The sequence below is a fragment of the Haliscomenobacter sp. genome (genome assembly GCF_965225875.1).
In the GTDB taxonomy this organism is placed as follows: domain Bacteria; phylum Bacteroidota; class Bacteroidia; order Chitinophagales; family Saprospiraceae; genus Haliscomenobacter.
Map to the genome: position 1 here is coordinate 2,743,898 of NZ_CBDDBS010000002.1, position 13,644 is coordinate 2,757,541.

Genomic DNA, 13,644 nt, shown 5'->3' on the forward strand with positions numbered 1-13,644 from the left:
ATCAAATTATACCCATTGTTTACTGAATTAATTCAAAAAGAAAAGTTAATCGCCGTGGTCGGTCTGGGCTACGTAGGTTTACCCTTGGCACTAGAAATGGCCAAACATTTTCGGGTAATTGGTTTTGACATCAATCAGGAGCGAATTGCTTTGATGCAAAAGGGTATTGACCCTACTCGTGAATTGGATTCAACTGCATTTCAAAATGTTGATATAACATTTACAGCTAATGCCACAGACCTTGAGCAGGCTCATTTTTTTATTGTTGCTGTTCCAACTGATATAGATGAACATAAAGTGCCCAATCTGATTCCCTTGCAACGAGCTTCCCTAAGTGTTGGAAAAGCACTTAAGCCGGGTGATTATGTAGTGTTTGAATCAACAGTCTATCCCGGTTGTACAGAAGAGGATTGTGCCCCAATTTTGGAGGAACACAGCGGGCTCAAAGTTGTGCAGGATTTTAAAATCGGATATTCTCCTGAACGTATCAATCCAGGTGATAAAACCCGTACACTGCCCAATATCCTAAAGATAGTTTCTGGCTGCGATGATGAAACTTTGTCTACTATCTCCCGGGTATATGGCCGTATCATTGATGCCGGAATTTATGAAGCATCCACCATCAAAGTGGCCGAAGCCGCCAAAGTGATCGAAAACATCCAGCGCGACCTGAATATTTCATTGGTCAACGAGTTGGCCATAATTTTTGACAAAATGGACATCGATACCAACGCAGTTTTAGCTGCTGCTGGTACAAAATGGAATTTTCATCGCTATGCTCCTGGATTAGTGGGAGGGCATTGTATAGGGGTAGATCCTTATTACCTATTGCACAAGGCACGCCAACTGGGTATCGAGCCACAGGTGATTGCTGCAGGGCGCAGAATAAACGACTCAATGCCAGTTTGGGTTGCGAAAAATCTTGTACAAACCTTATTGCAAAAAGGCAAAAACCCAAGCACTAGCAAAGTGCTCGTAATGGGAATTACCTTTAAAGAAGATGTAGCTGATATACGCAACTCAAAGGTGGTAGACTTGGTCAAGGAACTCATGACTTATTCCATTCATGTCCATATTGTTGACCCTTGTGCTTCGCCCAATGAAGTTGCTCATGAATACCAGCTATCATTAAGTGAGGGAACGAGCAAAGATTATGATGCCATTCTTGTGGCAGTAGCTCATCAACAATACAAGGCACTCTCATTTGAATATTTTCAATCTATTTCTCGCAATGGATTGATTTTATTTGATTTAAAAGGACTATATCCCCACTGTAAGTCTTTAGCTACTACCTATTGGACTTTATGAACCAGGAAACAACAACATATTATGCGCATCCTTCCGCATGTATTGACGAAGGTGCCCGCATTGGTGCTGGAACCAAAATATGGCATTTTTGCCACGTTATGCCCAAAGCAATAATTGGCGAAAATTGTAGCTTGGGGCAAAATGTATTTGTGGCGGATGGAGTGCTCATTGGCAACAACGCCAAAATTCAGAACAATGTATCACTATATACTGGCGTGATCTGTGAAGATGACGTTTTCCTTGGCCCTTCCATGGTCTTCACCAACGTGTATAACCCACGCAGTGCGGTGAATCGGAAAGGAGAATACCTGCGTACCCTGGTAGGAAGAGGTTGCACCATTGGTGCCAATGCCACCATTGTATGTGGAATAGAACTTGGGCATCATGCCTTTATCGGAGCTGGCGCGCTAGTGAATCGGGATGTCCCTGCTTACGCGCTTCTGGTAGGGGTGCCCGCACGCCAGATTGGTTGGATGAGCGAACATGGCGAACGACTTCATTTTGAAAATGATGAGGCAATTTGCCCGGGTAGTGGCGAAAGGTATCGCATAATTATAGATCGAGTGGAAAAAATAAATACCGCCTTATGAAAAACTTTGCCCTGATCGGTGCAGCTGGCTTTGTTGCTCCACGCCATATGAAAGCCATCAAAGATACAGGAAACAAGTTGATTGCTGCGTTGGACAAACATGATTGTGTAGGTGTAATCGATAGCCATTTCCCAGATGCTGATTTTTTTGTTGAATTTGAACGTTTTGATCGACATATTGAAAAACTCAAGCGCCAGGGAACTCGACTGGATTATGTGAGTGTGTGCTCTCCCAATTACCTACACGATGCCCATATCCGCTTTGGCTTGCGTCAAGGGGCAGATGTAATTTGTGAAAAACCCATCGTATTGAATCCATGGAACATTGATGGGCTTCAAGAGATAGAAAAAGAAACCGGACACAAAGTTTACAATATCTTGCAACTACGCTTGCATGAAAGTGTAATTGCCTTAAAAGATAAAATTGATAATGGCCCCAAGGATAAAATTTATGACGTAGATCTGGCTTATATTACTTCACGGGGTAAATGGTACCAGATCAGTTGGAAAGGAGATGTAAGCAAATCAGGGGGAATCGCTACGAACATTGGAGTGCATTTTTACGATATGTTGCACTGGATTTTTGGGGATGTTAAACAAAATATAGTGCACATTCATAATGCGGACACTGCCGCAGGCTATTTGGAATTTGAGAGAGCTAGGGTACGTTGGTTTTTGAGTATCAATGCCGATACCCTCCCTGCCGATGTAAAAGCCAAAGGAGGCCGTACTTACCGTTCGCTTACTATTGAAGGAGAAGAGTATGAATTCAGTGAAGGTTTTAATGAACTGCATACGCTGAGTTACAAGAGTGTTTTGAATGGCGGAGGATTTGGATTGGAGGAGGCAAGAACAGCTATTCAGATTGTACATGACATTAGGAATTCATCTCCGATCGGAGCAGTAGATGAATTTCATCCTTTGATCCTTTGATAAAAGAAAGAGTATTTTAGTATGCAAGATGTAGTAATCAAAGCAGAAGGTCTAGGCAAAAAATACCTCATTGGCCACCAAAGTGAGGGTGAGCGCTATACAGCTTTAAGAGATGTGCTGGTACGCAATGCAAAAGGTGTACTTCAGAAAACCCGTCAAGTACTAAGTGGGCAGCAATTGCTTGCCGGGGACGAAATTGAAGAGTTTTGGGCGATTAAAGATCTTGATTTTGAAATCAAAAGAGGAGATAGGGTAGGAATTATTGGGCGAAATGGCGCAGGGAAAAGTACTCTACTGAAAATTTTAAGCCGCATTACCGAACCTTCTACTGGCCGTATAGAAATACATGGGCGGGTGGCAAGTCTGCTAGAGGTTGGAACTGGGTTTCACCCGGAATTGACCGGACGAGAAAACATTTTTTTGAATGGTGCTATTTTGGGTATGACTAGAAATGAAATCAAAAAGAAATTTGATGAAATAGTAGATTTTGCAGGGGTAGAACAATTTTTGGATACGCCCGTAAAGCGCTACTCTTCAGGAATGTATGTACGTTTAGCATTTGCAGTAGCAGCACACCTGGAGCCGGAAATTTTGGTAGTTGATGAGGTATTGGCTGTAGGAGATACTGAATTTCAGAAGAAGTGTTTGGGGAAAATGGAGGAGGTGAGTAAAAATGAGGGGAGAACAGTGTTGTTTGTGAGCCATAATATTTCTGCCATCTCTCAACTTACCAATCAAGCTATTTTCTTGAGGGAAGGAAAAATTATCGGTTTAGGAAATACAAGAGCTATTTTGGATATCTATTTAAACCAGCATCCTAAAAGCGTAGAAAAAACTAATACTCTTGAATTTTATAGAAGAGACAACAGGAACCCCATAGCGACTTTTAAGCATTTAAAATGCCAACAAGAAACTGCTGTGTTCAATATAAATGAAGATATTAAAATCCAATTTATAATTGAAGCAGTGGCGCCAATTGAAGATGTATTAGTTAACCTAATAATTAAGAATCAAGAAAGAGCTGTCGTTACTTCTTTTTCTTCTTATGACAAAATGTTCAAAAAACAACTTAATGAAGGAGAAAACACTATAAATCTTTATATAAAAGAAAATTATTTTGCACCTGGAAAATACTACGCAGATATTGGCCTATCACCATATTCAGGAGGTCTATCTTTTGATGTTTTGCTGGAATATCCAATATTTGAGGTAAAAAATAATAGCCTCATACATTGGTTAGACAGGCCTTTCGGAAACTTCCTTTTAAATAATGTACTATGGGAGGGATAGATATATTAAAAAAGATCGCCAAAAGTGTTTTATACTTTATTGAAACCGCACATACTCGTGTTAAATGGGAATTGAATGCATGGTGGCTGTTTTTAACAACTATGATTTTAAAAAAATGTGCATATGGACCATTTACAGGAGAGTTCGGCCATTTATTAGGTCATAATCTTCCATTTATTTCTTATTTACATTCGAAAGGAGTAAAAATACATTTTTGTGGGTTAGAAATTCACACACCATTTTTTATTGACGAGAATGGCGATCCAACTGTTGATAAATATATCTCAATAAGAGATTTCTACGCGGAAAGAGCCCCAAGTTGTAATAGTGCAGATGTACCCAATGATGTAAAAGCTTTAACACGTGAATTTATCACAAAATCAAAGCAGGCTCTATCTCCATATTGGAACAATGAAAATCATGAATATTATTTTTATTTTTTTAGATGGTGGGTGCTAAGAAATAGATTTATAAAAGTTTATGACCTTTCAAAAACGTACAAAACAAATGAAGAAAACTCTGTTGTGATTTTCCCTAGAAAATGGAATGCTAATTTCCCCAGCCAAACTCTAGTTCAATTAAAAAACAATGGTGAGGCTTGGGATTATTTTGAAGTTTCCAAATGCGCTTCTAAGTTCTTCGATAAAGTATACGTGATTGGGCATCCGGTTTTTTGTGAAGTTAATTTTTCTTCCTTTGATAACGTAGAGGTTCTATTGATCGCGGATAATTCCCTTATTCTTGAAAAATGTTGCAACAGCAAACTCATAATAAGCCAACATTCAGGGTCTGTATATCTTGGTGAATACACTAATACTCCGGTATTAATAATTTATAAAGGCAGCAGATCAATTGGCAATATTGAAATTACTCAGCAATTTAAACAAGGGCTAGGTACACGCCATGAATTCAAATATGCCTTTAATTTTGAAGAAATCGAAAACCATCTAAAGCAGATATGAAACGATTAGAAATCTCTTACTCCTTGGGGGTAGTTGATACTCTTGTTAGTTTAGCAAGATACAACTTTGTAAATCGAGTTATGAATAGCCCAGAAGACAAAGTATTGGACTTTGGCTGTGGTTCAGGCTATGGCTCTTTAGTGCTCAAGGAAAAATTTAATAACGTTACATCCTTTGATGTATACCCTGATGATTACTCACCTCAGGGTTTAGATGTATGTCAGAACCTTAATGAGCTTAAAAAGCATACCTATGATGTAATTACTTGCTTTGAAGTAATTGAGCATATGGGTGAATCAGATCAAAATCAATTGATGAATGATTTGCATGACTTAATTTCAAAAAATGGTACGCTATTTATTTCTACAGTAAGAAAAATTGATCCCCCTCCTACAGAAAACAGAAAACAAGAGCACATTCGCGAGCTCACTTTCAATGAGCTACTTGCTTTCTGTAAAAGTAAATTCAATACTGTTTATACTTTTGGCCAAATCGATCAAATAATTTCTACATTTTACCCTGATAATCAATATCATTTTGTATTCATTTGTACAAATAAAAAATAAAAATGATTACTTCCATCGTTGAATCTTTTATTGATAAAGTTTCTAATTTAAGAGTCGTAGTGATAGGGGAAACGATCATTGATGAGTTTGTTCCTGTAACATATGAAGGACCATCAATGAAGTCACTTTGTCCTGCACTAAAAATAGCCGGAAAAAAGGAAGTTCACCATGGAGGTGCTGCGGCAATCGCTAATCACTTAAAAGATTTTGTCAAACAAGTCCATCTAGTTTCAAATCCTCCTGGGGAAATCATAAAAACAAGATATGTTGATATGAATGATGGGCGAAAGCATGTAGAAATAAACCATTTTTCTTTGAGTGAACATGCAAACTTCATCAATTCTAGTGATTATGACGTTGTAATTATTGCTGATTTTGGACACGGATTTTGTGACGCATTTGAGATAACTGGCGAATTTCATCTTATGTGTCAAACAAATTCTAATAATTTCGGATTTAATCGGATATCAAAATGGAAAAATTACAAAAAAAAAACAGTTTGTATTGACCTACGCGAAGCAAGTCTACAAATGAATCGAAAAGCATCGTTTGCTGATTTATCAGAAGTAAATGAACTTTATAATTATGAATTGAATGCAGAACATCTTTTTATTACTTTAGGGAGTGAAGGAGCATTGCACTACAATGGCTCACAAATAAAAAGACATCATTCGTTCAAAAGTACAATTGTTGATACAATAGGGGCTGGTGATACTTTCTTTGCGTTTATTTCTCTTGCATCTACTATCCAAGATAATGAAAATATTCTGAAGGTTCCTTCTCTTGCCGCAAGTTTATCAACAACATGGCAAGGCAATAAGAAATCTGTAACAAAACAAAATCTCTTAGCGTATGCAACTCAATTTGTATAAAAAACACTTTGATCGATACTTTTCGGAAGCTATTGTTTCGCAACAAATTAAAGATTCAGTTGAATTAATAAAAAATAGTGTGAAACGAATTTTTTTTATAGGTAATGGAGGTTCAAACTCGATTTGTTCTCATATGATGGAAGATTTCGCTAAAATTGCACGTTTCCCCACTTTCTCCTTTTCAGATGCAGCTTTAATCACGTGCTTTGCAAATGATTATGGCTATGAAAGAGCGATGGAAGAATGGTTGAAAATTCATTTTATGGAAGGCGATTTGCTGATTGCGATTAGCAGTTCTGGCGAATCAAAAAATATATTAAATGCGACTCAATATGTTCGTGAAAAAAAAGGTAGTATAATTACTTTTTCAGGATTCAATCCAAATAATTATTTATGCAGCTTAGGACATATTAACTTCCATATAGATGTAGCCAATTATGGTATTGTTGAATGCTATCATCAGGTTCTTCTTCACATTATATTAGATTCCCTGAAAAATGATTAAAAGAGTCCTTGTAACAGGTGTTGCGGGTTTCATTGGGTCTAACCTATTGGATTTTTTGATCGATAATACCGATTGGGAAATTACAGGCATAGATAACCTGAGTACAGGAACAATCGATAATATAAAACATAATCTTGAGAATGAAAGGTTTATTTTCAAGAAAGAAAGTTGTTCTTCACTGCAGTCTCTAAAATCTTTTCAATGTATTTTTCATCTTGCTGCTTTACCGAGGATACAACCTAGTTTCGAAGAAGTAAATGAACACATAGTTGCTAACTTGAATGAGTCAATTCATGTACTTGAATTGATGATTAAGGAAAATTATTTTCCCAGGTTAGTATACAGTAGTTCAAGTGCAATTTATGGCACACCGGAAACAACACCGACAAATGAAGAAGAGAGCATAAAATGCCTCAGCCCCTATGCATTTCAAAAATATGAAGTTGAGAAGTATCTTGAACTTTTATCAACACGATACCCTATTGATTACATTAACTTACGTTATTTTAATCCTTATGGACCAAGAAGTTTTAATCCGAATAATAAATTCAATGCGTATAGTAGTGTAATAGGCATCTTCCTTGATAAGAAAAAGAATGGTCAGCCATTACAAATTACTGGAGATGGAACCCAAAGACGAGATTTTGTACATGTTGCAGATTTAGCAAATGCAAATTATTTAGCAGCCATTTACCCGGAAAGAATAAATACTTCATTTAATATAGGCCATGGCAGTACCTTTAGCATTGTCTCAGTTGCTCAAATGATTAGCTCAAACATAGAATTTATTGCAAAAAGGGAAGGAGAGGCAGAGATTACATTCTCAAACATAAATAAAGCAGAAAAAATACTGAAATGGGTGCCAACATACGGATTGGTAGATTATTTAAGAAAATGCTTGGATTGTGAAGAATTGGGATAAATGCGTGCCTTCTAATTTAATGTTTAGAATTAAAAACTATTGATAGACTCGAGAGAAACTTTTCCTCTAGGGATATATTTGTAGAAAAACAAAGTAAACAATGAAAATAGGGTTCGCTTGTGGTGTGTTCGATTTATTCCATCCAGGGCATGTACTTATGCTGATTGATTGCAAAAGCAAATGCGATTATTTGTTAGTAGCGATAAATAAAGGTGAGAATATTTCTAAAGAAATAAACCCAGATAAAAAAAAGCCCATATATTCACTCTCTGAAAGAAGACTTATGCTCGAAAGCTGCAAGTATGTGGACGAAGTTATCGAGTATGGCTCAGAAGACGAACTTCTTAAAATACTTATGTCTAGAAAAATAGACATAAGATTTTTAGGAGATGATTATATCGGAAAGCCTATTACCGGAGCTTCTGTAAATATTCAATTATACTATATCGATAGAAGCCACGGTTACTCCACAACAAACACAATAAAAAAAATTGTAGGTCAGAGATCTACAATCGATAAAAAATAATAATTTGCACGCATTTAACGATTTAATCAACTGATCGTTTAATGATAGCAATTATCGACTATGGCATTGGTAACCTTAGCTCCATCCGTAATATGCTTAAGAAAGCAGGTTTCCCTGATGTGCTGATTACCCAAGACAAAGTAGTCATTGCCGAGGCCGACAAACTTATCCTCCCCGGAGTGGGGCACTTCGATTACGGCATGAAACAACTACGAGAGGCCGCTTTTTTTGATACCCTCAATCGAAAGGTACTAGAAGATAAAATTCCAGTGCTTGGCATTTGCTTGGGCGCGCAATTGTTAAGCCACGGCAGTGAAGAAGGAAAAGAACCTGGTTTGGGTTGGATCAATGCCTATACACGTAAGTTTGATCCTGCACGCATCCCCGAAACCTTTAAGGTGCCCCATATGGGTTGGGGTGATGTGGACATTCAAAAAGACAGTAAACTATTTGCGGCGATGCCTACAGATTCTCGCTTCTACTTTGTGCATACTTACCATCTAGTTTGCGAAGATCCAGCCGATGAGCTGGTTTCCTGCACCTATGGTTACCCGTTTACGGCTGGGGTGGAGAAAGAAAATATCCTTGGGGTACAATTTCACCCAGAAAAAAGCCACAAATACGGACTGCGCTTTTTAACTAATTTTGTACAAAATTATTGAATGCGTCGCATTAGGGTAATTCCGGTATTGTTGATCCAGAATGGAGGCTTGGTCAAGTCTATCAAATTCAAGCAGCATAAATATGTGGGCGACCCTATCAATGCGGTACGAATTTTCAACGACAAAGAGGTAGACGAAATAGTAATTTTAGATATATCCGCCAGCAAGGAAAAACGCAGTCCTAATATTGCCCAAATTGCAGATATTGCTGGCGAGGCATTTATGCCACTTGCCTATGGTGGCGGAATTACCTCCATAGAACAGGTCAAACAAATTTTGTTTAATGGTGCGGAAAAAGTAATCATGAATACTAGTGCTTTAGATAACCCGAAGTTAATCACCGAAACTGCCAACCAATTCGGAAATCAAAGTATAGTTGTTTCTATTGATGCAAAAAAAAATTGGTTGGGGCAATATAAGGTATACCGAGATTGTGGTACGCAATCCACCAGTTTTTCACCAGAAACCTTGGCTTCCCAAGCGGAAGCACTAGGAGCAGGTGAGATTTTTTTGACTAGCATTGATCAGGATGGTACATTTGGGGGGTTCGATCTCACTTTAGTAGAACGGGTAGCCAATGCCATAAATATTCCGGTAATTGCTTGCGGTGGAGCGGCTGAAGTTGCTCATTTCCCACAGGCAGTGCACAAGGGAGCCTCGGCAATCGCCGCAAGCAGTATGTTTGTGTTTCAACGCCCTCATCGCGCGGTTTTAATTAGTTATCCTACCCAGCAAGAGCTAAATGAACAACTTTTTGAACTCCTTTAATGGACTATTGAATTGACAATTATGCTGCATTACGACGAAGAAAAACTTAAAAATAGCTTTGAGGCCAACTGCGGGCGCCTGTACCAACAATGTAAAGTGAGCGTGATGGATACCATCGCAGATCCAGATATTAGCTTTGATGATCAGGGGATTTGTAATTATTATTATGAATACCAGCAAAAAGCTGCGGAAGGAATAATCCTGGGTGATGCAGGAAAAGTCAAATTGGAGGAAATGGTAAAGCAGATCAAGGCTGCGTCTAAAGGTCAACAATATGACTGTATTCTTGGCTTGAGTGGTGGTGCAGACAGCACCTATATGGCTTGTCTGGCAAAAGAACTTGGACTGAATCCGTTATTAGTACATTTCGATTACGGCTGGAATTTGGAAACGGCCGTTCAAAACATTGAACGAACCGTAAAGGTACTGGGGTTTGATTTATACACCTATGTAATGGATTGGGCGGAATTCAAGGATTTGCTTCGTGCTTACGTTAAAGCTTCAGTACTGGATTTGGATGTTCCGGCCGATCATTTGATTTTTGCCGCCCTGGCCAAAGTAGCAACAAAGCACCGGATCAAGTCAATTTTGAAAGGCTATAACATTGCAACTGAAGCAATTTTGCCCAGAACCTGGAACTACAATCGCAAATTTGACCTCATCAATTTGAAAAATATCCATCAGCAATTCGGAGAGCATTCCATCAAGAGCATTCCAAAGCTGGGTTATTGGCAACGTAAATACTATGATAGATTTGTACAATTGAGAGATTATTCTCCATTAAATTATATTGAATACAATAAAAAGGAAGTAAAGAAGCTACTGTCAGATAAACTTGGATGGATAGATTATGGTGGCAAACATTGTGAAAATATTTTCACCCGATTTTACCAGGGGTATATTCTACCAAGAAAATATGGAATTGATAAACGCAAAGCACATCTTTCTACACTTATTTTTTCAGGCCAAATGACCAAAGAAGAAGCAATGGAGGAGATGAGTAACCCTCCATATGATCTTGCTGTGATGAAAAATGATTATGAGTACGTGGCAAAAAAACTAGGTTTTTCCATCGAAGAGTTTGATCAACTTCTGGCTCAACCCAATCGCGACCATCAGGAGTTTGGAAATGAGCAAAAACTTGAGCAATTAATAGAGAGAATAATTCTACCATTCAGAACGATACGAAAAATTCTGCGATGAAAAAAATAGCCATCATCATTGGTGCTCGTCCTCAGTTCATCAAACATGCTGCATTAGAAATCGCCCTAAGGGAAGATTTTAATGTTATTACGATACATACCGGGCAACACTACGACAAAAACATGAGCGATATCTTTTTTAATGAATTGAGTATCGCTCAGCCTACACATATGCTTAACATCAGAAGCGGAGATCATGGAGATCAAACGGGCAGGATGATGATTAAAATTGAAGAGATACTTAAAGTTGAAATTCCAGATATGGTAATTGTTTATGGCGATACAAATAGCACATTGGCTGGGGCTTTAGTAGCTTCAAAACTGGACATTCCTGTTGCGCATGTTGAAGCCGGATTAAGAAGTTTTAATAAGGCCATGCCTGAGGAAATCAATCGAATATTGACAGATCATGTTTCGAATATTCTTTTTTGCCCAACAGAAACAGCCTTAAATAACTTGAAGCAAGAAAACATTGTTGTGAATTGCCATATAGTTGGTGATGTAATGGTTGATATGATACGAATTGCAAAAGAGAATAATGTTTTATCCAATACAAGTATTGAACCTTACTATTTTTGTACGATCCATAGACCATATAACACCGATAATGCTAAGCAATTGCTTAGTATTATTAATGCACTGAATGCTCTTAAGTTTCGGGTTAAGTTTTTAGTACATCCTAGGACGCTTAACAAGCTGAAAGACAACGAAATAAATCTAAACAATTATCAGAATATCGATTTTTTGAACCCAATGTCTTATTTTGAATGTCTTCAGTTACAAAATGATTCTATATTAATCATAACCGACTCTGGGGGAATACAAAAGGAAGCCTATTTGCTTAATAAAATGTGCATTACTATTCGAAGCGAAACGGAATGGGTTGAAACCATAAATGCAAGGTGGAATACGTTAGTATTTGACGAGCTTGATACATTAAGCGAGGTGGTAAAGCTTGAAAAGCCCAAGGAACACCCAGATTTTTATGGTGACGGTTATGCAAGTTATAGAATTAAAGAAATTCTTCAAACACTTATATAAGTCTCATATGGAATTCAGAAACCAAACTATATTTATTATTTCTTACGAAGGGTGGGGAGAAATGTGGATGTCAAAACATCACTATGCATTTACTCTTAGCCAGATGGGGAATGATGTCTATTTTATTAATCACCCCGACTTAAGAAAGGAACTAAATAGGGGGCAAATTAAGGTAATCCCTACTGGGTATAATAATTTAACACAGGTTAAGCATCGATTAATTTACCCTTTTTTTTTAAAATTTAGTTCTAACAGGTTATATAATTTTCTTACTTCATTACACATTAAAAGAATAATAAGGCATATAGGGAAACACCCTGATATTGTATGGTCATTTGACTCTGGGAACCCTACCCCCATTAAGTATTTTAAAAAAGCGCCAATCAAGATTTACATGCCAGTTGATGGCCCGTTCGGGCATATTTATGAATTAAAAGCAGCGGAAGGTGCTAATGTGATATTATCGGTAACAAATGAAATATTATCGACATTTCTATCGCTCCCTATCCCAAAGTATAAACTCAGCCATGGAGTATCTGGATTTTTTATTGATACAGCAAAAGTACTTAACCCAAACAAACAAATTAGAATAGGGTATTCAGGGAGTTTGATTAGAAATGATTTAGATATAGATGTTTTTTTTAAAATAATAAATGATCATCCGGATAAAATATTTGAATTTTGGGGAGAAATTGATCATACTAAGTCGAATATTCACTTAGAGTATCACGTTCAAAAGGAAACTCTTGAGATTATTGAAACATTGAGAAACACAAAAAACGTAATACTGCATGGAGCTGTAAAGCCGGAAGTACTAGCAGAAGGGATAAAAAAAATGGACGCATTATTAATTTGCTACAAAATAAAAAATGATCAAAATCATCACAAGGTACTAGAGTACTTAGGAACGGGAAAAGTAATAATTTCCTCTTATATGACTTCATATGATAATGAAAATTCAAGTTTAATGGTGATGGCAGGTAACGGTGAGAATGAAAAAATCCCCTCATTATTTAATGAGGTTATGAATAACTTAGATGACTATAACTCTTTACATCTACAGCAAAAAAGGATTTCATTTGCGGAACAATTTACTTACCAAAGCCAAATTAATAAAATTGAATCTTATTTAAATCAATTGTAAGTATACAGCTGCCTTCGCGGCGATTTTTCAAGAGGAAAATAACAATTTGGCAAAAAATGTCTTAACAAAAAAACGTGGTTATACAAAGCTGGCATACAACAACTAGAAGCAGAAAATGCACTACTTAAGTCGACACTGGGTAAGTTAGTGGAGTATGTCAAGGAATTGAAGAACCAGGAAAGAAGTTAAAGGAGCAAATTGTAAAAATGAATAATAAATCACCTTGCACCAAGTGGAGATGTCTCTCGCCAAATTTGGAGTTTACGCAAGAGGAGAGACAAGCGCCCTGGCGGGCAAAGAGGTCATAAAGGCCGCAATTTAAAGCTTAGTTCAAGTCCAAGCTAAATCGAAAAG

The 13,644-nt window shown here is 37.3% G+C and carries 15 protein-coding genes; all 15 read left to right on the top strand.

What is annotated here, in order from left to right:
• Positions 1 to 15: 15 nt before the first annotated feature.
• The 15 genes from ACO08K_RS13600 (at position 16) to ACO08K_RS13670 (ending at position 13,290) form a co-directional block, all read left to right on the top strand.
• Positions 16 to 1,308 (top strand): nucleotide sugar dehydrogenase, encoded by a 1,293-nt coding sequence (locus ACO08K_RS13600; RefSeq protein ID WP_421796951.1) that lies wholly within the window; start codon positions 16 to 18, stop codon positions 1,306 to 1,308.
• Entirely contained in the window at positions 1,305 to 1,898 is a 594-nt protein-coding gene (locus tag ACO08K_RS13605) for an acyltransferase (RefSeq protein ID WP_421796952.1), read from the top strand. Before ACO08K_RS13600 ends, ACO08K_RS13605 begins: the two co-directional genes overlap by 4 nt.
• Positions 1,895 to 2,830 (top strand): Gfo/Idh/MocA family protein, encoded by a 936-nt coding sequence (locus tag ACO08K_RS13610; protein ID WP_421796953.1) that lies wholly within the window; start codon positions 1,895 to 1,897, stop codon positions 2,828 to 2,830. Before ACO08K_RS13605 ends, ACO08K_RS13610 begins: the two co-directional genes overlap by 4 nt.
• Before the next feature lie 21 nt (positions 2,831 to 2,851).
• Positions 2,852 to 4,120, top strand: coding sequence for a polysaccharide ABC transporter ATP-binding protein (locus ACO08K_RS13615; RefSeq protein WP_421796954.1), 1,269 nt, complete (start codon positions 2,852 to 2,854; stop codon positions 4,118 to 4,120).
• Complete coding sequence (locus ACO08K_RS13620; RefSeq protein WP_421796955.1) at positions 4,108 to 5,082, top strand: hypothetical protein; 975 nt, start codon at positions 4,108 to 4,110, stop codon at positions 5,080 to 5,082. Before ACO08K_RS13615 ends, ACO08K_RS13620 begins: the two co-directional genes overlap by 13 nt.
• Positions 5,079 to 5,648: a class I SAM-dependent methyltransferase gene (locus ACO08K_RS13625; protein ID WP_421796956.1), complete on the top strand. Its 570-nt coding sequence runs from the start codon at positions 5,079 to 5,081 to the stop codon at positions 5,646 to 5,648. Before ACO08K_RS13620 ends, ACO08K_RS13625 begins: the two co-directional genes overlap by 4 nt.
• A 2-nt stretch (positions 5,649 to 5,650) precedes the next feature.
• Positions 5,651 to 6,520: a PfkB family carbohydrate kinase gene (locus ACO08K_RS13630; RefSeq protein WP_421796957.1), complete on the top strand. Its 870-nt coding sequence runs from the start codon at positions 5,651 to 5,653 to the stop codon at positions 6,518 to 6,520.
• Positions 6,501 to 7,025, top strand: coding sequence for an SIS domain-containing protein (locus ACO08K_RS13635; RefSeq protein WP_421796958.1), 525 nt, complete (start codon positions 6,501 to 6,503; stop codon positions 7,023 to 7,025). Before ACO08K_RS13630 ends, ACO08K_RS13635 begins: the two co-directional genes overlap by 20 nt.
• Positions 7,018 to 7,947 carry an NAD-dependent epimerase/dehydratase family protein gene (locus ACO08K_RS13640; protein ID WP_421796959.1) on the top strand — a complete coding sequence of 310 codons (930 nt, stop codon included), beginning with the start codon at positions 7,018 to 7,020 and terminating at the stop codon, positions 7,945 to 7,947. Before ACO08K_RS13635 ends, ACO08K_RS13640 begins: the two co-directional genes overlap by 8 nt.
• A gap of 100 nt (positions 7,948 to 8,047) precedes the next feature.
• Positions 8,048 to 8,473 carry an adenylyltransferase/cytidyltransferase family protein gene (locus tag ACO08K_RS13645; protein ID WP_421796960.1) on the top strand — a complete coding sequence of 142 codons (426 nt, stop codon included), beginning with the start codon at positions 8,048 to 8,050 and terminating at the stop codon, positions 8,471 to 8,473.
• 41 nt (positions 8,474 to 8,514) lie between these two features.
• Positions 8,515 to 9,135, top strand: a complete 621-nt coding sequence (gene hisH, locus ACO08K_RS13650; RefSeq protein WP_421796961.1) for an imidazole glycerol phosphate synthase subunit HisH — start codon at positions 8,515 to 8,517, stop codon at positions 9,133 to 9,135.
• Complete coding sequence (locus ACO08K_RS13655; protein WP_421796962.1) at positions 9,136 to 9,903, top strand: AglZ/HisF2 family acetamidino modification protein; 768 nt, start codon at positions 9,136 to 9,138, stop codon at positions 9,901 to 9,903.
• A gap of 21 nt (positions 9,904 to 9,924) precedes the next feature.
• Complete coding sequence (locus ACO08K_RS13660) at positions 9,925 to 11,106, top strand: N-acetyl sugar amidotransferase (RefSeq protein ID WP_421796963.1); 1,182 nt, start codon at positions 9,925 to 9,927, stop codon at positions 11,104 to 11,106.
• A complete protein-coding gene (wecB, locus tag ACO08K_RS13665; protein ID WP_421796964.1) occupies positions 11,103 to 12,146 on the top strand; it encodes a non-hydrolyzing UDP-N-acetylglucosamine 2-epimerase in 1,044 nt (347 codons plus the stop codon). Before ACO08K_RS13660 ends, wecB begins: the two co-directional genes overlap by 4 nt.
• Before the next feature lie 7 nt (positions 12,147 to 12,153).
• On the top strand, positions 12,154 to 13,290 hold the full coding sequence (locus tag ACO08K_RS13670) for a hypothetical protein (RefSeq protein ID WP_421796965.1): 1,137 nt from the start codon (positions 12,154 to 12,156) through the stop codon (positions 13,288 to 13,290).
• Positions 13,291 to 13,644 lie beyond the last annotated feature (354 nt).

Bases quoted from the DNA above. Each gene is read 5' to 3' on its own strand.
- ACO08K_RS13670 (WP_421796965.1), top strand. From the start codon at position 12,154: ATGGAATTCAGAAACCAAACTATATTTATTATTTCTTACGAAGGGTGG.
- ACO08K_RS13655 (WP_421796962.1), top strand. From the start codon at position 9,136: ATGCGTCGCATTAGGGTAATTCCGGTATTGTTGATCCAGAATGGAGGC.
- ACO08K_RS13610 (WP_421796953.1), top strand. From the start codon at position 1,895: ATGAAAAACTTTGCCCTGATCGGTGCAGCTGGCTTTGTTGCTCCACGC.
- ACO08K_RS13645 (WP_421796960.1), top strand. From the start codon at position 8,048: ATGAAAATAGGGTTCGCTTGTGGTGTGTTCGATTTATTCCATCCAGGG.
- wecB (WP_421796964.1), top strand. From the start codon at position 11,103: ATGAAAAAAATAGCCATCATCATTGGTGCTCGTCCTCAGTTCATCAAA.
- ACO08K_RS13605 (WP_421796952.1), top strand. From the start codon at position 1,305: ATGAACCAGGAAACAACAACATATTATGCGCATCCTTCCGCATGTATT.
- ACO08K_RS13635 (WP_421796958.1), top strand. From the start codon at position 6,501: ATGCAACTCAATTTGTATAAAAAACACTTTGATCGATACTTTTCGGAA.
- ACO08K_RS13660 (WP_421796963.1), top strand. From the start codon at position 9,925: ATGCTGCATTACGACGAAGAAAAACTTAAAAATAGCTTTGAGGCCAAC.
- ACO08K_RS13630 (WP_421796957.1), top strand. From the start codon at position 5,651: ATGATTACTTCCATCGTTGAATCTTTTATTGATAAAGTTTCTAATTTA.
- ACO08K_RS13620 (WP_421796955.1), top strand. From the start codon at position 4,108: ATGGGAGGGATAGATATATTAAAAAAGATCGCCAAAAGTGTTTTATAC.
- ACO08K_RS13625 (WP_421796956.1), top strand. From the start codon at position 5,079: ATGAAACGATTAGAAATCTCTTACTCCTTGGGGGTAGTTGATACTCTT.
- ACO08K_RS13640 (WP_421796959.1), top strand. From the start codon at position 7,018: ATGATTAAAAGAGTCCTTGTAACAGGTGTTGCGGGTTTCATTGGGTCT.
- ACO08K_RS13615 (WP_421796954.1), top strand. From the start codon at position 2,852: ATGCAAGATGTAGTAATCAAAGCAGAAGGTCTAGGCAAAAAATACCTC.
- hisH (WP_421796961.1), top strand. From the start codon at position 8,515: ATGATAGCAATTATCGACTATGGCATTGGTAACCTTAGCTCCATCCGT.